Origin of the sequence: Bacteroides cellulosilyticus, assembly GCF_020091405.1 — a bacterium.
GTDB lineage: Bacteria > Bacteroidota > Bacteroidia > Bacteroidales > Bacteroidaceae > Bacteroides.
In genome coordinates this window covers 1,226,380-1,247,103 of the sequence record NZ_CP081903.1, presented here as the reverse complement: position 1 = coordinate 1,247,103, position 20,724 = coordinate 1,226,380, and the positions used below count along the sequence as shown (strand labels likewise).

General features: G+C 45.5%; 13 protein-coding genes. 6 read left to right on the top strand and 7 right to left on the bottom strand.

All coding sequences use genetic code 11. The features are described 5' to 3' along the window. Positions 1 to 10: 10 nt before the first annotated feature. Genes K6V21_RS04355 through K6V21_RS04345 form a run of 3 tightly spaced genes read right to left on the bottom strand, consistent with a single transcriptional unit; the run spans position 11 to position 6,250 of the window. The gene (locus K6V21_RS04355; protein ID WP_224320947.1) at positions 11 to 3,205 is read right to left on the bottom strand and encodes a SusC/RagA family TonB-linked outer membrane protein; all 3,195 of its coding nucleotides are present in this window, start codon (positions 3,203 to 3,205) and stop codon (positions 11 to 13) included. A 42-nt stretch (positions 3,206 to 3,247) separates the two neighbouring features. Further along, a complete protein-coding gene (locus tag K6V21_RS04350; RefSeq protein ID WP_224320946.1) occupies positions 3,248 to 4,645 on the bottom strand; it encodes a DUF5125 domain-containing protein in 1,398 nt (465 codons plus the stop codon). A gap of 51 nt (positions 4,646 to 4,696) precedes the next feature. Continuing rightward, a complete protein-coding gene (locus K6V21_RS04345) occupies positions 4,697 to 6,250 on the bottom strand; it encodes a glycoside hydrolase family 30 protein (protein ID WP_224320945.1) in 1,554 nt (517 codons plus the stop codon). Positions 6,251 to 6,513: 263 nt separating this feature from the next. Here K6V21_RS04345 and K6V21_RS04340 point away from each other — a divergent pair, with 263 nt between their 5' ends. Next, positions 6,514 to 9,390 (top strand): transcriptional regulator, encoded by a 2,877-nt coding sequence (locus tag K6V21_RS04340; RefSeq protein WP_217715249.1) that lies wholly within the window; start codon positions 6,514 to 6,516, stop codon positions 9,388 to 9,390. Here K6V21_RS04340 and K6V21_RS04335 read toward each other — a convergent pair. The 4 genes from K6V21_RS04335 to dapB form a co-directional block, all read right to left on the bottom strand. Further along, a complete protein-coding gene (locus tag K6V21_RS04335) occupies positions 9,382 to 10,014 on the bottom strand; it encodes a WbqC family protein (RefSeq protein WP_224320944.1) in 633 nt (210 codons plus the stop codon). The two genes, K6V21_RS04340 and K6V21_RS04335, sit on opposite strands and share 9 nt — an antisense overlap. Positions 10,015 to 10,077: 63 nt before the next feature. Next, positions 10,078 to 11,013, bottom strand: coding sequence for a signal peptidase I (lepB, locus tag K6V21_RS04330; RefSeq protein WP_060407847.1), 936 nt, complete (start codon positions 11,011 to 11,013; stop codon positions 10,078 to 10,080). A 6-nt stretch (positions 11,014 to 11,019) separates the two neighbouring features. Next, positions 11,020 to 12,492, bottom strand: coding sequence for a signal peptidase I (gene lepB, locus K6V21_RS04325; RefSeq protein ID WP_217715247.1), 1,473 nt, complete (start codon positions 12,490 to 12,492; stop codon positions 11,020 to 11,022). A gap of 49 nt (positions 12,493 to 12,541) precedes the next feature. Then, complete coding sequence (gene dapB / locus K6V21_RS04320) at positions 12,542 to 13,303, bottom strand: 4-hydroxy-tetrahydrodipicolinate reductase (protein ID WP_224320943.1); 762 nt, start codon at positions 13,301 to 13,303, stop codon at positions 12,542 to 12,544. 96 nt (positions 13,304 to 13,399) lie between these two features. On the opposite strand from dapB, the gene K6V21_RS04315 reads away from it, so the two are divergent. The 5 genes from K6V21_RS04315 to K6V21_RS04295 all read left to right on the top strand — a co-directional run bounded on the left by K6V21_RS04315 (position 13,400) and on the right by K6V21_RS04295 (position 20,724). After that, positions 13,400 to 14,674, top strand: coding sequence for a DUF2851 family protein (locus tag K6V21_RS04315; protein WP_224320942.1), 1,275 nt, complete (start codon positions 13,400 to 13,402; stop codon positions 14,672 to 14,674). A 234-nt stretch (positions 14,675 to 14,908) separates the two neighbouring features. Then, positions 14,909 to 15,424 (top strand): hypothetical protein, encoded by a 516-nt coding sequence (locus K6V21_RS04310; RefSeq protein ID WP_007216763.1) that lies wholly within the window; start codon positions 14,909 to 14,911, stop codon positions 15,422 to 15,424. Between the two features lie 103 nt (positions 15,425 to 15,527). Next, positions 15,528 to 16,220, top strand: a complete 693-nt coding sequence (locus K6V21_RS04305) for a DUF6250 domain-containing protein (RefSeq protein ID WP_217715244.1) — start codon at positions 15,528 to 15,530, stop codon at positions 16,218 to 16,220. Between the two features lie 21 nt (positions 16,221 to 16,241). Further along, positions 16,242 to 19,328 carry a chondroitinase family polysaccharide lyase gene (locus tag K6V21_RS04300; RefSeq protein ID WP_262903779.1) on the top strand — a complete coding sequence of 1,029 codons (3,087 nt, stop codon included), beginning with the start codon at positions 16,242 to 16,244 and terminating at the stop codon, positions 19,326 to 19,328. A 28-nt stretch (positions 19,329 to 19,356) separates the two neighbouring features. Next, positions 19,357 to 20,724, top strand: a complete 1,368-nt coding sequence (locus K6V21_RS04295) for a sulfatase (RefSeq protein WP_224320941.1) — start codon at positions 19,357 to 19,359, stop codon at positions 20,722 to 20,724.

The window sequence follows — 20,724 nt, the reverse complement described above, 5'->3', positions numbered from 1 at the left end:
AATTAGATGTTTAGAATGTAACTTCTGCTCCAAAAGTCCAGGTACTGGAGATGGGGTATTTGGCACCTGAGTTTGCATCACCCAGTTCCGGATCCCAATATTTCACGTCGTCCCAGGTCTTCAGATTGGTGCCTTGTACGTAGAGGCGCAGGTTGGTGAGGCGCAATGACTTCAGTTGCTTCTTGTTGAACTGGTAACCGAATTCCACGTTCTTCAGACGGAGGAAACTTGCGTCACGATACCACCAGGTGCTCGGTTGCAGGTTGTGTGCAAAAGTATTGTTGCGCAAGCGTGGGTAGAGTACGTTGTCGTTGTAGGGATCGGATGCTTTCCAGCGGCTCATAGCCTCCATACGTGCGGAAGAAGCGTCCTTACCTTGATTGAACGGCATGAAGTTGGATGCCTTGCTCATCAGGTTGATGGAACAGCCCGTCACACCCTGGAAGAAGATGCCGGCGAAGAATCCTTTCCATTCGGCGTTCAGTGAAAGACCATATACGCTGCGCGGGGTCTTGTCCAGATGGCCGTTACGGTAGGTTTTGTCATCGTCATTGATGACGCCGTCATTGTTCAAGTCGCGGTACTTGATGTCGCCGGGTGCTACGGCTGCTCCCGGATCGGCTACACTGGATTTCAGTTGGTAGCTTTCGGCGCCGCTCACAGGGTCTACAGTGATGTTGAAATCATCGGGTGTATAGAGCCCATCAGCGATGTAGAGGAAAGGAGTCCACAATGACATACCCGTGAGATCCTGGTAACTGTATTTATGTCTGATTTCATCCGTTTCCACAATCTTGTTCTTCGCATACGTGTAGTTGGCACGGAACGTCAGGTTCAGATTGCCTACGTGTTGCTTGAAGGTCAAACTTCCGTCAACACCCTTGTTGCTCACGATACCATAGTTCTGGGTGGGGTTGGATTGCAGACCGCTCATTGAGGGAACCGTGTTACGGGTAATCAGGATATCCTTACGACGGTTGGAGAAGTAGTCCATGGAGAGGTCAAGTTGTCCGTTCAGCAGGCCGAGATCGAAACCGAAGTTGGTTTTGTCCTCAATCTCCCAGCGTAGGTTGGCGTAGTAGGCGCGGTTTTCGCTCAATCCGCCGAACCAGTTCTGTGCATTACCGTTTGATATGCCTGATATACCCAGGTTGAGGCCACCGGCATCGGTGTTCATCGCTTCCTGATAGGGGAAACGGGTTTCGCCCAACTGGTCGTTACCGGTACGTCCGTAGGATGCACGCAGTTTCAAGGTACTGATTACTTTCTGTATAGGTTCGAAGAACTTCTCGTGACTCACGTACCAGGCTCCACCCACAGCGGGGAAGATACCCCAACGGTGACCCGGGGCGAAGTTCTCACTACCTGTCATACCGAAGCTACCTTCGATGGTGTAGCGGTTGTCGTAAGTGTAAGAACCACGACCCACGATGCTCTGCTTGCGATAAGGAAGCAGGTTGAGACCACCGACGTTCTGCTTCTGGGTTTCCTTCTGGTTGTACAGCAGCAAACCCGTAACATCGTGTTTGTCGCTAAAGTTACGCTTGTAGTTGAAGGATGCCTCAATGTAGATCTTCTTGTTACCGCCGGATGAACCACTTGAGGGGTTGCTCAGTGCTGATCCGGATTCCAGAGCTTTGAATATCAGGTTGCCATCGGCGTCGCGTCCGGTAGCCGTAAAGGTAGCGGGCGACATGGTGCGGTTGACATACTGGTTGGAGTTGGCGTCAAAACTGACACTACCTCTTACAGAAAGTCCCTTCGTAATGAAGTCCAGGTCTTGTTCCAACAATACCTTGCTTTGGAATGTGGCATCCCAACTCTTGCTGTAACCACTGAAGTAGAGGAAGTTGTAAGGGTTCTGACGGAGGCCCGAATTGTCATAGTTGGGGTGCTGTGCTGCTGAACCGTCAGAATAAATCTGCGGATAGAGATGCACAGGTTGCAATGTCATACCACCGAAGATGTCACCGGCCGTTTTGGAGGGAGCCGTACGGTTGATGTACTGTCCGGACATATCCACAGACATACGGGTGGTCTTGCTCAGTTCGAAGTCAATGTTGGAACGCAGGTTGTAACGGTCGAAACTGATGTTTGAATCGTAGTCGGCGTTCTTCTTCTCTTTATATACACCGTCTTGCGTATAGTAGGCACCCGATACGAAGAAGCGTACGCGGTCGCCACCACCACGGAAGTTGATAGTGTAGCGTTGGCTGCTGGTGTGGTCGCGCAGCATGCTCATCCAGTCTGCATCCGGATAGAGGTCGGGGTCTATGCCGCTGCGGTATTTTTCCAGGTCAGCATCGCTCACCGGTGCTGTGTAATTGGCGCGCGGGTTGCCGTTGCTGTTCCAGTCTGCTTCGTTGTATAAGCTCAAATAGTCATAAGAACTCATGAGGTTGGGCAGGCGGAGCGGCGTGGAGTAGCCGTATTCGGCTGACATGCTGACAACCGTCTTCTGTGATTTACCACGTTTGGAAGTAATCAATACTACACCGTTGGCACCTTCGGCACCATATACGGCTGTCGCGGCGGCATCCTTCAGAATAGAGAATGTCTCGATTTCATCTACGTCAATATCATTCATTTTACGGGGCACACCGTCTACCAGTACCAGTGGGTCTGTTCCACCGGCATACGAGCTGATACCGCGGATAAAGAACTGCGCATCGTCCCAACCCGGTTCACCCGAACGCTGTACGGCAATCAGACCGGACAGTTTACCGGCGATGTTGTTGGTAAGGTTGGCGCTCTTAACACTCAATTGAGCCGGTCCTACGGTTGACATGGAGCTTACTACGCTTTCTTTCTTCTGCTTACCGTAACCCACAACCACTACTTCTTCCGTAGCGATGGCATCCATCTCCATTCGGAGGTTAAAAGTGGTCTCGTCGGCTTTCACTCTGTGATCTACACTAACGAATCCGATATAGCTGAATTCCAGTACTTCGCCGGGAGCTGCTTCGATGGAGTATCGTCCCTCGACGTCACTGATGACACCGCGGTTGGTGGTACCTTGCACCCTGACGGTGGCACCAATAATGGGGTCACCATTGGAATCGGTCAACAAACCGCTGATGCGTTGTTTTTGTTGCTGTACGGTTTCAATACCGTTGGCTTCGTCAGCAGCGCTGGCGCGTAGAGTGGCAGGTTGTGCTACCAAACCAAGGGCAAACATGGCTGCTATATAATATCTTTTTTTCATATATCTATACTTAATTGTTTATCTATACTTTAAGGAAGTTGGTCATTCGCCCATTTCGTACAAGGGGAGCTCGTCCAAGGCCTTTATCCAGAGTCCGTTCGGATTGGTGCTGGTTTCTACAGTCATCACCATGTATTTGCCGGATGGCCAAGTATCGTTGGCGTTGAAGTTACCGTCACTGGCGTATTTGATATAGTTGCCACCTTCTTTTGCACTATATGCTCCGGGGCCTTTCCATTCCAATCCCCATCCTTTCTGTCCGAAGAACTTGAAGTTGACGCCATTTACGTTTTGTCCTACAAGCATTATCAGTTCATACTTGGTGTCGGTGAGCGGAACCAGGTTGAATGCTTTGCCCGTGTTCCAGTTAATGTTGTTCTGAGCGTATGATGGGAATCCTATCTTATCGTTACCAATCACCCACATGGCAGTGGCATTCTGTGTGCTTGATGAAGAAGCGTTTTCCAACTGTTCCATCATGATTGCTTTCATACCTTTATCCAGCGTGAGTTTGTACTTACCGTCTCTTCCGCGGAAGTGGAGCAGAGTTTCGTCTTCATTTACGAGGTCAAACCAGGTAGGGTTCTTCCAAAGCTCGGCATACTCTTCTTTGATGCCGCTGATTTTGATGATGTCGTCCTTCTTGAATTCGGTTTCAACGTAGAATACATTGCCCGATCCGTCGAATTCCATAAACTTGTTCTGTGTGTCGAAGCGTATACCGAATTTCGGGAATGGGGCACCTTCAAAAGTCAGGGTGTTGAATGTAATTTCATACTTGCCGTCTTCATCATAACCTGTGGTTTCAAAGCCGATGTCTTTGGTAGCATTAAGGGCAATCTTGCCATTATCCATACCGAAGAGCAAGTCGTTTCCTTGCAGGTAGGGGTTGTCTGTTCCGTCAGAATAGGCCGGTGCTATGATAGATGCTTCCATGTCGGCCGGGAAAGCTTCACGTGCTTTGTATTCATACTCTTTGCCGGGAACAGGAGTCATGGTGTATTCTTTGCCATTGGCAGCCACCAACTTTAATGATTGGTACTTGGGCCGTTCGATAGCAACGGTCATTTCCTTACTGTCGTTGCTGAAACGCTCGTTCTGGATACGCAATATAACCTTTGCATCTCCGTCAGGTGTGTTTTTCTGGTAGGGAGCCAGTACTTTACCGCTGTACTTTCCGTCGGCCTTCAGACTGTAGAAGGCTTCGGATACCATTTCTTCTCCATAGTAGAGTTGAACCTTGGCCTGATTGATTTTCACGCCTCCGCTTTTCACCTCGAAGTCGAAGGTGATGCTATCGCCCATGTAAGCTTTTTCACTGCCTACAAAGGATACGATAGTCGAGCTGCCGTGATCATCGAACTGGTCAATCTCATCTTTGCACGATGTCATGCCTATAAGGCTGAGTACCATCATGCCGAGCAAAAATCGATTTCTCATAATCTATAAATTTAAAATTAAAAAAAGTGATGTATTATATTTAAGTCTCTGTTATTTCCATTTGAAAGAGTTTACCGAGCGCGGCTGTAGGGTACAGTTTGCCGAGTGCTTCTTGCCTGCGGCATCGGGGGCGGTGAGCACGATACTCTTGGCCGAACTACTTTTATTGATGATGACAAAGGCATAGCTCCCGTCCGTGTTTTTGAAAGCGCTGTAGGCAATGTCATTGTCAGTGTATCCGCTTGTCCCGATTCGTACGGCATCGGGCTTTACCACTGCTGAGAGGTGACAGATCATGTAGTAGTGCGAATTCATGTAAATGGTCTTCAAGTCGCTCATGTTCAGGTCTACGGCTCCGAAGCAGGTTTGGCATCCGCCGGGACGGTTAGGTTGTCCGCCGTTGTTGCTGGGTACGGCTCCGTTGAAGTCTGTCTCCAGCATCAGGTTCCAGATGGTCACTGCGCTGCAATAGTTGTTGATGGTGCCTATGCCGATGCTTTCCATATTGGAAAGTAGAGTTTTGGACAAGTCGTGGCCGTTATTCCAAGTGCCGATGGAGGATTCTGTAAAGATCAGGTCCTTCTCGGGGGCACGCTGGTAGACGTTGAGCAGTTCGCTGCGGTTGCCTCCATAGTCGTGGTAGGCGGCTCCGGTCAGGTACTTGGCTGCTTCGGGATCGTTGTATATCTGGTAGGGATAACCATTCTGATCGCCTTTGTTGTCGTAGTTGTAGTTGTGGTCGTAGGCGTAGATTCTGGTGGAAAGTCCGGCGGCCTCGAAGGCGGGGCCCAGCACTTTCACGAAGTCACGCTGTTCTTTCCATTCCATCACCAGCGAGGCCGAGTTCTTGTTGTTGAGGGGCTCGTTCTGTATGGTGACGGCGTTGATGGGGATGCCGGCTGCCTGGAATGCTTGTACCCATTTCACGAAGTAGGTGGCATAGTCGGCATAGTATTCGGGTTTCAGCTGCCCGGCGGTGTATTCCCGGTTTTGGTAGACAGGGTATTTCTGATAGTCTTTCATCCATAGGGGGCAGGTCCAGGGTGAAGCCAGTATGCGGATATTCGGGTTGATGGCTATGATTTCCTTTAATATAGGTATCACGTAATCTGTTTCTTCCGAAGTCAGGGCGAAGTTCTCTATACCCGGTGTGTCGCAGCAGGTATATTCTCTTAAGGAGAAGTCAGAACAGCCGATAGCAATGCGCACATAGCTACTTCCGTAGCCTTCGGTCTGCGAATAAGTTTTTTTAAGGAAGGCTGTTCGGTCTTCCTGTTTCATCAGTTTTAGGCAAAAGGCTGACGAACCAGTGAGCGCCGCTCCGAATCCCTGCATAGTTTGGTAGGTCTGCTGTGGATTCAGCAGAATGTTTTTAGGCGACATGCTGGCCTGGGATTCGAATTCTACTGTGGACTCCTTTAGATCATAGGTACGGGTGTCGGTGGTGGTAAGCATGTAGGCTTGCAGACCGACAGGGGGCTCCGGATTTTCTCCATCAGGTGTTTTGGGGGGATTTGTTTCATCGTTGTCCGATCCGCATGCACTGCCATTAACCAACAGGCTGAATAGGAACACATAAATGAATAAATAAGATACTTTTCTCATGTTAGTATGACTTATATAGGTTTAACAAAAAGGTTTTATCCGCTGCAAATATATGCGTGTGATGAGGGCATTTCCTAAAAAAACGCTACTTCAAAACTTTCTCATTGATTGGTTTTAACTACATCAGGACTTTCTCTTGACTTAATTATTTTGTTGATAATTAAATGTTTATTATAATAATATCGCTACATCTAAAAATAATTCTTTTATTTATAGGTAAAATACTCTATCTTTGTTTTCATAAGAATAAAATGTTAACCGCTATGAAACGAAAATACCTTCTCTTTTATATTCTTCTCTTTTTTATATCTGTTCCCGTAAGTGCCGGATGGCAACGTCCGGTGACGAATTATACCCGACACACTTATAAAGCCGGCAATCAGAATTGGAGTATTCAGCAGCATGATAATGGTTGGATATATGTAGCTAACAACAAAGGCTTATTGGAATTTGACGGTGTGGAGTGGAATACATATCCGATTCATAATGCCAAAACACGTGCTGTGAAAGTAGGACATGACGGGCGAATTTATATCGGTGGAATGGAGCAATTTGGCTATTTTACTCCAAATCGTCTTGGTGGGTTGGAGTATACTTGCCTTTCTGATAGTTTATCTCCCAATGTGAATGTCGGAGTCATCTGGAATATCTTATTAGACGGAGACCGGGTGTATTTTCAATCGGACCGTCGTTTCTTTTATTGGGAAGAGGGCGTTGTGAAGAAAATAGATTATTCTTCAGAGATTTACACTTCGTTTATCTTACGTAACAAACTGTATATCACTTCTGCCGAAGGATTGCTAATGTTGAATGGAACAGGGTTTATACCCGTTCTTGGTCCTTTGGGGATAGGAGCGACTGTCAAAGTCGGTGGATTGTTACCTCATACGGACAGTTTGTTGATGGTAACCCGGGATAACGGATTGTTTATTTACGATGGCACTGCTTTTAAGAAATATAATACTGTAGCCGAGGAATTTTGCCGTAAAAATAGAGTTTTCTGTGCTGCATTGCAAGATTCGTTGTTGGCGTTGGGTACTATTCAGGGTGGAGTTTGTCTTTTAAATCTGAAGACGAATGAGATGGAAATCATATCTACGGAAAATGGCTTGCAGAACAAAACGGTGTTGAGCATGTTGTTTGATAAGACTGGCAACCTATGGCTGGGACTGGATAATGGGATTGACTGCATTCATTTGAAAGCAAGGCTTGCTTCACTTTATGGAGGTAAACCTGTGATTGGTTCGGGATATGCATCTTGTAATTATCAGGGTAAATACTATTTCGCAACGAATCAAGGGTTGTATCGTTCTACTCTCCCAGGGCAGTTAAACCAGAGAAATCCCATAGACTTCGTGCCGGGTACAGGAGGTCAGATGTGGTCACTTCACCAATATGACGATAAGTTGTTCTGTTGTTCGGATAATGGTATCTTTATTATGGATGGAGATCATATGGAACATCTCAACAATCCCAAAGGAGTATGGGGAATTGTATCGGTGGATGACCGTAAGGATGTGTTGATTGCAGGCACTTATAGTGGACTGTATTTGCTCATGAAGAGAGGGACGAGTTGGAGGGTAGAAAGCTATATAGAGGGGTTTACCCGTTCGTGCAAAGATATGTTGATGGAAGATTCGACTCATATATTGTGGGTTGGAAATAAAGAAAATGGGGTTTGCCGTTTGACTTTGGCAGATGATTTAAGAAAGGTGGAAAAGATGAAAGACTATAATAACATCATCTTTCCACGTGGATATGATGCTTGTTTGTTACGGGTGAAAGATGAAGTTACTATAGCTTCACATTATGGTCTGTGGCAGTATAATCGGAGCCGTGATACGTTGGAAGCATGTATTTGGCTGGAACAGTTATTAGAAGGAAAGGCAGCATATACCTATATGAAGATAGATTCATTACAAAATATCTGGTATGTAGCAGATGGCACATTGAAAGTATTGCATTATGATGCCAATAAGCAGGAGTATCGCCGGGTAACTAATGAACAGTTCTTGAAAGGAGCATTGATAGAAAACTTTGAAGATGTAAATCTTTATAAAGCCAACAAGGTAGTGGCAGGAACAGAGGAAGGTTTTTCACTGATCACACTGGACAGCCTGCCGGTGCAACAAATGCCGTTGACATTGCAAATCAGGAAAGTCTACTTAACGGGATTGCGTGATTCGCTTATTTATGGCCGCAGTTATTTGTATGATACGGCGCCGATAGTGATTCCTTATTCTCAAAATTCAATGCGGATAGAATATAGTGTAAACAACTTCAATAAGGCACACACAGTGCTATATTCTTATCAGTTAAGTACGGGTGGTGAGAAAGGAATCTGGAGTGAATACAGTGAGAATAATATGAAAGAGTTTACAGGACTGCATGAAGGAAAGTATGTATTCAGTGTGAAATTGTTTACTGACGGCAGTCAGGAACCGGTGGAAAGCTCGTTTGTCTTTGAGATATTGCCACCGTGGTATCGCACATGGTGGAGTTATCTGGTTTATTCGGTAGTGATAGTGTTACTGTTTTATTATGTGTATTATCGTATCTCAGTAGGGCGTAAGCGCTTGTTAATGCAAAAAGAACTGGAACTCTATCGACAGGAACAAAAGTTCCAGAAAGAGAGTGACCTGAAAGATCGGAAGATAGATTCACTGCAAGAAGAAAACCTACAGTCGGAATTGCGTCATAAATCGGAGGAACTGATTCGTACTACTTTGAACATCGTACGTAAGAATGAAATCCTATTGGATATAAAAAAGGAAGTACTGGGCATCTCCCATTCCATCAGCGAAGAGAATCTGGTTTCTCTTCGTCGGAAAACACTTCGCCTGTTGGGACAGATTGATACGAACATCGAGCATGATGACGATTTACAGGCATTCCAAAGTACCTTTGATTCGGTACATCATGATTTCTTCAAAAAATTGGAAGAAGCATATCCGGAACTGAACAACAAGGAAAAGTTACTTTGTGCTTATATCAAGATGAATTTGCTTTCTAAAGAGATTGCTCCATTGTTGAATATTTCTTTGCGCGGGGTAGAAATAAGTCGTTATCGCTTGCGTAAGAAGCTGGGACTGGAAGAAGGAGCGAATCTTGCGGAATTTTTGCAGAAGTTCTCAAAATGACTTCTGCAACACAAGTAAGCTCTCAGGTCCCATGTTGAAAAGAAGATCGACGATGCTCAGATTCGGCAGGAAGCCGAGACGTTCCTGAAAAACCTGATAATAAGGCCGGACTATGAAGTCCGGATCTTCTTCTTTGTAATCCTTTTTGGGATGGATACGCTCGCGGAAATCATCCTCGTCGGGTGCAAAACTGCTTTGGAATGAAGTAGTACGTTCCATGTCCGGCTGTATATCTATCAGTGAGCAGACCAGATGACACAATTCCTCGTTGAAATCAACTAAAAACTTATATTTCTTCTCGTAGAAAGGTTGGAAATCATCTCTATAATATTCGAAAAAAGGAGTATGGTTATAAGCCGATGATAAAGCATTCCAGTGCAGATGACGCCAATTGCCGTGATCGGAAATGCGGATATCTTTTAGGGGACATTTCAGAGTATCGGGTTTGACGGTAGGGATGGAGAGAGCTAACTCGCCATCGGGTGCTGCAATGGTGCAACGGTTGCGGTAGGTTTGCTTCACATAATGATCGTGCTGTTCGATAAAGATTTTATCGTATGCCACCAACTTGACGTAATATTCTACGGGTGCCAGATAGGCGGAAGAGAGATATATAGTTTTCATGAGGTTCGCAATTTATGCCTAATACTTAATATTTTATACTTAATACTTTGTAATTAACCCTATTTATCTTACCGTTTTCCACATTCTTTTCCAACGATAACCATTGAACAATCCTGTTTCTGTCTTTTTGGAAAACCAGATGAGCGAAGCTTTACCGATGATGTGGTCTTTGGGTACAAAGCCAAACAAGCGGGAATCAGAGAGATTGATAGAGTTATTAGCACCTACCCAGTAGTAATCCTTGGTGAAATAGCAATGCTGTACAGGCTTCCCGTCAATGTACAAAGTATCGTTCTTTATTTCAGCTTGTTTATTCTCATGCAGTACAAGTGTGTTGCGTAGTAAAGTACGGTTCCACGGATATACACGCACCGGTTTACCTTTGCCGGGAACGATCAACGGGCGCAGGGCTTCTATGGAGTCTCCTTCATTCAGTAACTTTATCCAGCAATTGCCATTCATCGCCTGTTCCAGCAGATAATATTCATAACGGCTGAAGCTACGTACATTTTTTACGCTATCTTGTCCCATCAGGTGGTTGTTGCATATGGACAATAGTGTAAGTAATGAATCCAGCTGTTTTTCTTTTTCTCGTGGATAAGTATATAAAAACTTCTGGTCGGGAGCGTTTTTTTCTGATGGAATTACGGAGAACAGGGAGTCTATCAATAAGGTATCTCCCGGTACGCCGATACATCGACTGATGAATGTTTCGCGCCGGGAAATGACAGGTTCTGACAGATTAGCCGGATTATTGAAAACAATGATATCCTCTTTTTGTACAGGGTTGTCCCTCCAACGGTGATAATTCCACAATGCCATAAGGGGAAGACGCAGACCGTAACTCCATTTATTTACCAGAATACGCTCTCCCTGAAACAAAGAATTCTCCATACCCGAAGAAGGAATAAGATAGGAAGTCATAACGCAACCCCGAAGTAACACCACAACGAGTATTATTCCGATGATTGCTCCCGTTATTTTCCAAGCCTTATTCATTTGGTATCATTTTACCCACTTGAATATCCGGTTCCAACGGATTTTTCCATCAAACCAGCCACGATCCTTATCGAGTGACAACCAGACAACAATTGGCTTACCTACAATATGGTCCTCCGGCACGAAACCCCACGAACGGGCATCGGCTGAGTTGTGGCGGTTATCGCCCATCATCCAGTAGTAATCCATTTTGAAGGTATATTCATCCGTCTTCTTGCCATTAATATAGATGCCGTCCTCTTTTACTTCCAGTGTATTACCTTCATAAGCTCTGATAGGGCGTTCGTAGATCGGCAGATTGTCCTCAGTCAGCTTGATGGTGGCACCTTTTTTCGGTATCCAGATCGGGCCGTAGTTGTTGCGGTCCCATTTGGTGTAAAGGTTCAACGGATACATTTGGCCGGAGAATATTTCCGGTTCCATAACGATGCTGCTGACGAGTTTCTTATTGGCAGACAGGGTCTCATACATTTTCTTCGTCAGTGGTAAGTCATATGCCGGAGCCAGGCGGCCTTGTGCGTCACGGTGAGTCAAGCCCATTTCCATTAATAAACCTTCGTTGCTGATTAATGTTTGGTCGTCCTTGCTGATACCCAGTTCGCGGAACATATCTTCAGTAATGTATGGTCCTGTGGTCTGTACGAAGTAGTTGAGCTGCATTTCTTCAGGGTTTTCGAGAGGTTTGCCATCGATATATACCTGTGCATCTTTGATTTCCAGTGTGTCTCCGGGTAAGCCAACGCAGCGCTTTACGTAATTTTCCCGGCGGTCTACGGGGCGGACAACGATATCACCATACATCTTGGGATTAGAACGTATCAGATTTCTTCCGGCATTATAATACAGATCGTAGACTGTGCGTTGCTGCTTGCGCGTCAAACTGTCCATATTTACAGGATTCGGATAGAGACGTTGTCCTTCGTTGTAGGCAAGGGTGTAGAAATCCGTTTGCTGGAAGTTAGTGGCTACGGTATCTCCGGCAGGGAAGTTGAATACTACGATATCATTCCGTTTCACCTTACCCAGACCCGGAACACGCTTATAGTCCCACTGGGGCCACTCGATGTATGATTTTGTATTCACTAGCGGCAAAGTGTGTTGTGCTAATGGCATAGACAGTGGTGTGTTTGGCACACGCGGACCATAACTCAACTTGCTGACATAAAGATAATCGCCTACCAGCAAAGACTTCTCCAAAGAAGAAGAAGGTATCTGATAGTTCTGAAATACATAGATGTTGACGAAATAAACAGCTACCAGTGCAAACACGATAGCATCTACCCAACTCATGACACTGCGTACAGCCGGATTCTCTGATTTCTTCCAGAAGCCCCAGGGGATTTTCTTGCTGATGTAGATGTCGAAGATGAAAGGTACGACAATCAGTCCCAACCAGCTTTTTACCCATATCAGGAAAGCGAGGTAAAGCACGGTGACGATTGCGAATTTAACCCATTGGGCGCGAGTAGCTTTTCTCATTATTATATTATTTTTGTTGTTCACCACAGATAACACAGATTCACACAATTTATTTCAGGAACGGGAACAAGTCGCTCATTCCCAGATATCCTTGTTTGTCGGCAGTATATTCGGCAGCAAGAACTGCACCCAGTGCAAAACCTTTTCGATTCTTGGCATCGTGTGTCAGGATGATGCTGTCTGCTTCCGATTCGTAACGGATTACATGAATGCCCGGTACTTCACCTTCGCGGATGGAACTGACAGGAATTTCATCTGTTGCACATTCGGCAGAGCCGGAAACACTTCCGTCCGGTGCCTGCAAAGTTCCTTTCACCCAATGATCTTTACGGTCGAGATTTTCCAGTATTTCTTCGGCAAGCGTGATGGCCGTACCGCTTGGTGCGTCCAGTTTATGAATATGGTGTGTCTCACTCATCGTCACGTCGTAGGCAGGAAACTGGTTCATAATCTTTGCCAGATACTTATTCACGGCAGAGAAAATGGTCACGCCCAGGCTGAAATTGGATGCCCAGAACAGCGTTTTGCCTCCTTGGGTACAAAGCTTTTTGATTTCCTCGCCGTGTTTGTCCATCCATCCGGTACTGCCGGAAACCAACTTCACTCCGGCTTCGAAGGTTTTTATATAATTGGAGTAGGCCACCATCGGATTTGTGAATTCTATGGCAACGTCTGCGCTCTTGAAAGCGTCTGAGTTGAAATCCTCCTGGTTGTTTACGTCGATGATGCTGACAATCTCGTGTCCGCGACTGAGGGCAATCTTTTCAATTTCCTTACCCATTTTACCGTAACCGATTAATGCTATTTTCATTCTTTCTTCTGATTAAATTCACTTTATCAACGTTCTATAGGTCGCAAAGATAATCTTTTTCTTACATTTGTTGCGTACATTAACTTCTTGTTAACAATGGAACTACTATTGCATTATGTCTGGAAGCATAAAATCTTTCCGTTAAAGATGCTCCAGACCACCACCGGCGAACCGGTTGAAGTGATAGATGCCGGACTACCGAACACGAACGCAGGCCCCGACTTCTTCAATGCCAAGCTAAAAATTGGCGGTACCCTTTGGGTGGGAAACATCGAAGTGCATATATTGGCATCCGATTGGATGAGGCATGGTCACGATAAAGATGCAGCTTATGACAATGTCATTCTGCACGTAGCGGAAACTGTGGATTGTGAGGTGTTTCGCGCAAATGGAATACCGGTGCCACAACTGCAACTATCCTGTCCTGAATCCGTCCGTCAGCGTTATGATGAACTGAGCCATGCGGAAATCTATCCTCCTTGTTATTCCATATTGTCTTCTCTTCCGAAACTAACAGTCCATTCCTGGCTTTCTGCTTTGCAGGTGGAACGTTTCGAGCAGAAAGCTCATTTGATTGCCACCCGGTTGGAGCGATGCAATAATCATTGGGAAGATGTATTTTTTATCACTTTAGCTCGTAACTTTGGTTTCGGGCTGAATGGGGATGCCTTTGAAGCATGGGCCAGCCGTCTGCCTTTTCGTGCGATAGATAAGCACCGGGATAATCTCTTTCAGGTAGAAGCTTTCTTTTTTGGACAAGCCGGATTGCTGGACGAGGAACTACCGGATGCGGACGGGTATTATCTGAAGTTGCAGAAGGAATTTCGCTACTTGCAGCATAAGTTTGAACTGTCTGCTCCGATGGCTGCTACTCAATGGCGCTTTCTTCGCTTACGTCCGGGTAATTTCCCTCATGTCCGCTTGGCGCAGTTGGCAAATCTTTATTATAAAGAACAGTCCTTATTCTCCCGTATTATGGAAGCGGATACGCTGGAAGTAGTCCGAAAACTACTGACTGTCACTACCTCTCCGTATTGGGAAGAGCATTTCAATTTCCGGAAAGTCTCTTCCTCCTGTGAAAAACAAGTGGGAAAGAATGCTCAGAATCTGATTGTTATTAATACTGTCATCCCTTTTTTATATGCTTATGGCCTGCATAAAGCGGATGAGCAGCTTTGCGAACGGGCTACGGGCTTTCTAGAAAGTCTGAAAGCGGAAGATAATCACATCATCCGCCACTGGAGTGGGGCAGGACTACCTGTATCTACTGCTGCCGATTCGCAGGCTTTGTTACAGCTTCAGAAAGAGTATTGCGATAAGAAAGACTGCTTACGCTGTCGCTTTGGGTTTGAGTATCTGAGACAGAAATGAAACATATAATGAAGGGTTACATGATAAGGGTGCAGGATCTATATATCGGATATGTTGCGTCTATATATCGGACGCGTTGCATCTATATATCGGTCATACTGCATCTATAGATGGGACATGCTGCATCTATAGATCCAACACCACCGTATAATATTCTTTTTCCTTTTTATCTCAAATCTGCGGATTTGCATTATCTTTGCGCCTGATTAATAAACCCTTTGACATTGTAACTAGATGAAGGCAATTCACTTTGTATTTTGTCTTTTCGCGGTACTTATGCTGACGACTACGAATGGTCATGCTGCCGCAACTAATGAGGACTTCCAGGCATTCCTCAAGAAATTTACTTCCAGTGCTTCTTTCCAGTATTCCCGTATCAAGTTTCCGTTGAAAACTCCCATAGCCTTGTTAGAGGAAGATGGCGAGACGGAGAAAACTTTTCCATTTACACGTGATAAGTGGGCATTGCTGGGTGAAGATGCGTTTAAAGAAGAACGCATCACAGACGAAGAGGGCGGAGTTTATGTCTCCCGTTTCACCGTGAACAACCCCAAACAAAAAGAGTTTGAGGCTGGCTATGATGAGTCGGAAGCTTCCCTTCGCGTAGTGTTCGAACTGATTGACGGGAAGTGGTACGTTACCGATTGCTATACTGACTGGTATAATTTCGATCTTCCTATCAGTGAACTACCGGAAACCATCACTACGATAGAAGAGGAGAATAAAGCGTTTGAGGAAATGCATCCTTAAATAACTAAAATATACCTTTTCTGTACGATTTATGTGCCATTTTCTCTAAAAAGTGCCGTTTCTTTGCAATGTGGAAATATTGTAAACGAAACTAATACCGGAAATGACACATTCATCTTTCATACAAATTCTGTGGAAATGTCTTTTTCTTTTCCTACCCTGTACCATATTGGCGCAGGAACGACCTTCATTGGGTCATTGGATAGCTGAAGACCAGTCGGGAATAATGGACTTCACCATTCGTGAAGATACCCTTGAATTGATTGTCCCCGAAGGACTTACTTTATGGTATAAAGATCGCCTGACCGGTGATTACGAAATCAGTTACCATATCTGTATGGTAATGAATGGCGGCAAACACGACCGTCTGAGTGATATGAACTGCTTCTGGGCTGCAAACGACCCGAAACATCCCGGCAAACTCTTGGCCCGTTCCACTTGGCGAAACGGTGTCTTCCGCAACTATAACACATTGAACCTTTTATATGTAGGCTATGGTGGTAATGATAATGCCACTACCCGTTTCCGTCGTTACTACGGTCAGTTTTATGATGTAGACGAGACTCGTATCAAACCTCTGATTAAAGAATATACCGACCCGGCTCATCTGTTGAAACCTAATCAATGGTATCAGATTCAGATCCGTGTTCAGGACAACTGTACAACTTTTCTTGTAGATGGTGAGGAACTTTTCCGTCTGCCTCTCGAAGCCGGTGCAGGCGATGGACATTTTGGCTTACGCCTTCTTCAAAATCATGTCCGCTTCACGAATTTCCGTATCGAACATTTGAATTAACTCTATTAATATTCTCATACCATGATGACGAAACTTAATCTGATGAAACCTATCTTTGCTGTTGTATGCGCTGCGCTGCTCTCTTTTAGCCTGTCGGCACAAGTTGTAAAGAATGACCAGTTGCTCTCTTTTGAACAACCTGAACTTCCTGCCGGGCTGAGTGCTACGAAGGGCACGCTTGGCATTAGTGATCAACACTATAAAGACGGTACACACAGTTTGCGCTGGACATTTGAACCCGGTTCTGTACTAACCCTTCAACGTGATCTGAAGTTTGAGGAGAAAGACCCTACCGGAAAAGACACTTATCTTTCCGCCTTTATCGTTTGGGTGTACAATACAAAGGCCCAGGATACTACTATTGAGTTTGAATTCCTGAAAGATGGAAAGAAGTGTACTTCCTTTCCTTTCGGTATTAACTTCACCGGCTGGCGTGCTGCATGGGTCTGCTACGAGCGCGATATGCAAGGCACTCCTGAACCCGGGATGAATGAACTGCGCATCGTTGCACCTGATGTAAAGGGAGAGTTGTTCATCGACCATCTGATAACTGCCAGTAAAGTCGATGCCCGTCAGCAAACAGCTGATGTGCAGGTACCCTTCGTTAATAAAGGAACCACCAACCATTGGCTGGTGATTTATGAACACTCCCTGTGGAAACCGGAAATAGCCCTTACTCCGGTTAGTGAGAAGGACAGACAAGATATGCAGTTGATGGAGAAACGTTTCCGCGATATGCTTTATACGCCTTCTAAACTGACAGAAAAAGAGATGGAAGGCATCCGTAAGAAATATGATTTCTATGGGATTACTTATAAGAACGGTGTTGTAAGCGGATTGCCCATCTTTATGGTACGTCAGGCAGAAGCTTATGAGCGTATGTATCCCAACTGGGATAAAGGTATGTTCACCAAGTTAGGGATGGAGATGAATGAGTATTTCAATCTGATGCGCCGGATAGCTTATGCCTATAACAATGCTTCGGATACTGTGGCAAAGGATGAGTTGAAACAGAAGTTCCTGGCTATGTACGACCACATCACCGATCAGGGAGTGGCTTATGGCAGTTGCTGGGGAAATATCCATCATTACGGATACAGTATGCGCGGTTTGTATGTGGCCTATTTCCTGATGAAAGATGTATTGAGGGAAGCCGGAAAGCTGAATGAAGCGGAACACACCTTGCGCTGGTATGCCATCACCAATGAGGTATATCCTAAACCCACGGTCAATGGTATTGATATAGATACTTTCAATACGCAGACGCAGGGGCGCATGGCAAGTATCCTGATTATGGAAGATACTCCTGAGAAGCTTCAATATCTCCGTTCTTTCTCCCGCTGGATAGACTATGGTTGCCGCCCGGCGCTCGGATTGGCCGGTTCTTTCAAAAAAGACGGTGCTTGTTTCCACCATCGCAATAACTATCCGGCTTATGCAGTCGGTGGTTTGGATGGTGCCACAAATATGATTTATCTGTTGAGTGGAACAGGATTCAAAGTCTCTGAAATAGCGCACGAAACAGTAAAGAATGTATTGCTCACCATGCGTTTCTATTGTAATACCAAACAGTGGGCTCTTTCCATGTCAGGGCGTCATCCCAATGGAAAAGGACAATTGATCCCCGTACAATATGCTACTTTGGCATTGGCCGGTACTCCTGATGGAAAGCAGGAATACGATCCTGAATTGGCTGCTGCTTATCTGCGTCTGGTTTCTTATACGGAAACTCCTGATAAGAATGCTCCTGATTATCTGCCGAAAGCATCTACCGCTTACGAACAAAAGCTAAAACAGCTATTTGAAGCACAGGGATTCCGCCCCGAACCCGATCCGCAAGGCAATCTGGCGTTAGGGTATGGCTGCGTTTCAGTACAGCGCCGGGATAACTGGGCAGCTGTGGTACGCGGACATTCTCGCTACCTTTGGGCAGCGGAGCATTATCTGGATGCTAATTTCTTCGGTCGCTACCTGGCTCATGGAAGCATGCAGATATTGACCGGAAAACCCGATGAAATGGTTACTTTTGCAACCAGTGGCTGGCAGGAAGCAGGATTCGATTGGAACCGTTTCCCCGGTACGACAACTATTCATTTGCCATTCGATCAGCTTCGTGCCAAAGTGATGAATGTAGATACTTTCTCCGGTATGGAAGAAATGCTTTATTCCGATGAGGCTTTTGCAGGTGGCTTGTCTCAAGCGAAATTAAATGGCAACTTCGGTATGAAGCTTCACGAGCATGACAAGTATAACGGTTCACACCGTGCCCGCAAGTCTTATCACTTCTTCAATGGAACGATTGTATGTCTGGGTACGGATATTGAGAATACAAATGAAGAGTTTCCGACAGAGACTACCGTTTTCCAGTTGGCAGCCACTACTCCCGAAATGCATGATTATTGGGCAACTTATAAAAGTGCCGGACAGACTTATATCGATCCTAACGGAGTAGGTTATTATCTGCCGAAAAACTCGATGAAAGCGGCGAAATATGAAAAGAACTTCCCGCAAGTTACCGTAGGTGAACGTAATCCGAAACCTACTTCCGGTGATTGGGTTTCATTGGTATTAGAGCATGGAAAAGCTCCGAAAGGTGCTTCCTATGAATATGCTGTCCTGCCCCGTACGGATGCAGCTTCCTTGAAAGCTTTCGCAAAGAAACCATCTTACAAGGTACTGCAACAGGACCGCAACGCCCATATCGTTCGTTCTCTGACTGATAACCTGACTTCATATGTGCTTTTTGAAACACCACAGGCATTGCCTGAGGAGGGATTGCTGCAGAAAGCCGATACTTCCTGCCTCGTCATGATACGTGAAAACAAAGATAAACTTTTATTGACCGTTTCCCAACCGGACCTGGCCCTGTATCGCGGTCCGAGCGATGAGGCTTTTGACAAGGATGGCAAACGTATAGAACGCAGCATCTATTCACGTCCCTGGATTGACAATGATAGTGGTGAAATACCTGTAACCGTTACTTTAAAGGGTGAATGGAAAGTTGCAGAAACTCCTTATTGCAAAGTGATTTCCAAAGATAAGCAGCAGACTGTTTTGCAATTTACGTGCAGAGATGCCGCCAGCTTCGATGTGGAGCTGAAGAAATAATGAAGTTAATCCTTAAAATAGAACTGTGATGAAAGTAAAGAATTTGATGTTGTGTGCAACGGCTCTCGCTCCTTCTTTGGTTTGGGCAAAAGAGTTGCCTAATATCATCTACATTGTAACCGATCAGCAGACTGCCTCTGCGATGAGTTGCATGGGAAATGATGACTTGCATACTCCCAATATGGATAAACTGGCACAGTCAGGTGTCTTGTTCCGTAATGCCTATTGCTCTACGCCTTTGAGTGGACCTGCCAGGGCAGCTATGTTTACAGGCTATACTTCGCACGAAGTAGGACTTGCCCGAAACGGTACACCGATACCGGACTCATTGCGTACCCGGACTTTGGGAACATTGATGCAGGATGCCGGTTATGATTGTATCTATGCCGGTAAATGGCATGTACATACAGCCTCCATGCCGGATAAAGAGTTCGGTTTTACTACTATCCATCCGCATAGTGATAATGGGTTGGCAGAAGCCTGTGTTGGTTTTCTGGAACAAGAACATACCAAACCCTTTTTCCTGGTGGCAGGGTTCGATAATCCGCATAATATCTGTGAGTACGCACGTAGCCAGAATTTGCCTTGGGGAAATCTAAAAGACCTGCCGCAGAGTGAGTGGCCGGGACTACCTCTTAATTTTGCTAAGAATCCCTATGACGCTGATGTTATCAGTTATGAGCAGAGCCTGAATTATTCGGCTTATTCTACCCGTAACTACACTCCGGATGATTGGCGCCGTTACCGGAGCCTCTATTACCGTCTAGTTGAAAAGGTGGATGCAGAAATCGGTAAGATTCTAAATGCTATGGACAAACAGGATTTATGGAAGAATACAGTCGTGATATTTACCAGTGATCATGGCGACGGAGTGGGAGCACACCACTGGAACCAGAAATCGGCTTTATATGAAGAGGTGGTAAATATACCTTTTATTGTAACTCTGCCGGGGAAAAAGAATGCCGGCAAGGAGATGCCTCAACTCGTGAATAATGGTGTGGATTTCTTTGCAGCAGTTTGCGACTGGGCAGGCATCCGGCTTCCTGAAGGGGTGCATGGTGTCTCTTTCAGATCGTTGGTAGAGAAAGCTGATCCGTCATTGAAGCATCAGGACTACATTGTGACCGAAACCACTTTCGATAAAGGCGGGAACACACGTGGCTGGGCTTTACGTACTTCTCGCTATAAATATGTGTTGTATGACAAAGGCCGTTACCGTGAGCAACTCTTTGATATGGAAAAAGACCGTGGTGAAATGCGGAACCTCGCCATTGAGGAGAAATACAAAGAAATCCTACTACAACACCGTGAGTATCTGCACAATTGGATGAAACTGCATCATGTAGCGCAGATACGTAAAGATGTACATACGATTCCGGAAGTAAATCCGGAATAA

What these genes read in the sequence shown, in the direction of transcription:
- K6V21_RS04345 (WP_224320945.1), bottom strand. Translation starts at nt 6,250, where the DNA reads ATGAGAAAAGTATCTTATTTATTCATTTATGTGTTCCTATTCAGCCTG.
- K6V21_RS04355 (WP_224320947.1), bottom strand. Translation starts at nt 3,205, where the DNA reads ATGAAAAAAAGATATTATATAGCAGCCATGTTTGCCCTTGGTTTGGTA.
- K6V21_RS04310 (WP_007216763.1), top strand. Translation starts at nt 14,909, where the DNA reads ATGAAGGCAATTCACTTTGTATTTTGTCTTTTCGCGGTACTTATGCTG.
- K6V21_RS04315 (WP_224320942.1), top strand. Translation starts at nt 13,400, where the DNA reads ATGGAACTACTATTGCATTATGTCTGGAAGCATAAAATCTTTCCGTTA.
- K6V21_RS04340 (WP_217715249.1), top strand. Translation starts at nt 6,514, where the DNA reads ATGAAACGAAAATACCTTCTCTTTTATATTCTTCTCTTTTTTATATCT.
- K6V21_RS04350 (WP_224320946.1), bottom strand. Translation starts at nt 4,645, where the DNA reads ATGAGAAATCGATTTTTGCTCGGCATGATGGTACTCAGCCTTATAGGC.
- K6V21_RS04300 (WP_262903779.1), top strand. Translation starts at nt 16,242, where the DNA reads ATGATGACGAAACTTAATCTGATGAAACCTATCTTTGCTGTTGTATGC.
- K6V21_RS04335 (WP_224320944.1), bottom strand. Translation starts at nt 10,014, where the DNA reads ATGAAAACTATATATCTCTCTTCCGCCTATCTGGCACCCGTAGAATAT.
- dapB (WP_224320943.1), bottom strand. Translation starts at nt 13,303, where the DNA reads ATGAAAATAGCATTAATCGGTTACGGTAAAATGGGTAAGGAAATTGAA.
- lepB (WP_217715247.1), bottom strand. Translation starts at nt 12,492, where the DNA reads ATGAGAAAAGCTACTCGCGCCCAATGGGTTAAATTCGCAATCGTCACC.
- K6V21_RS04295 (WP_224320941.1), top strand. Translation starts at nt 19,357, where the DNA reads ATGAAAGTAAAGAATTTGATGTTGTGTGCAACGGCTCTCGCTCCTTCT.
- K6V21_RS04305 (WP_217715244.1), top strand. Translation starts at nt 15,528, where the DNA reads ATGACACATTCATCTTTCATACAAATTCTGTGGAAATGTCTTTTTCTT.
- lepB (WP_060407847.1), bottom strand. Translation starts at nt 11,013, where the DNA reads ATGAATAAGGCTTGGAAAATAACGGGAGCAATCATCGGAATAATACTC.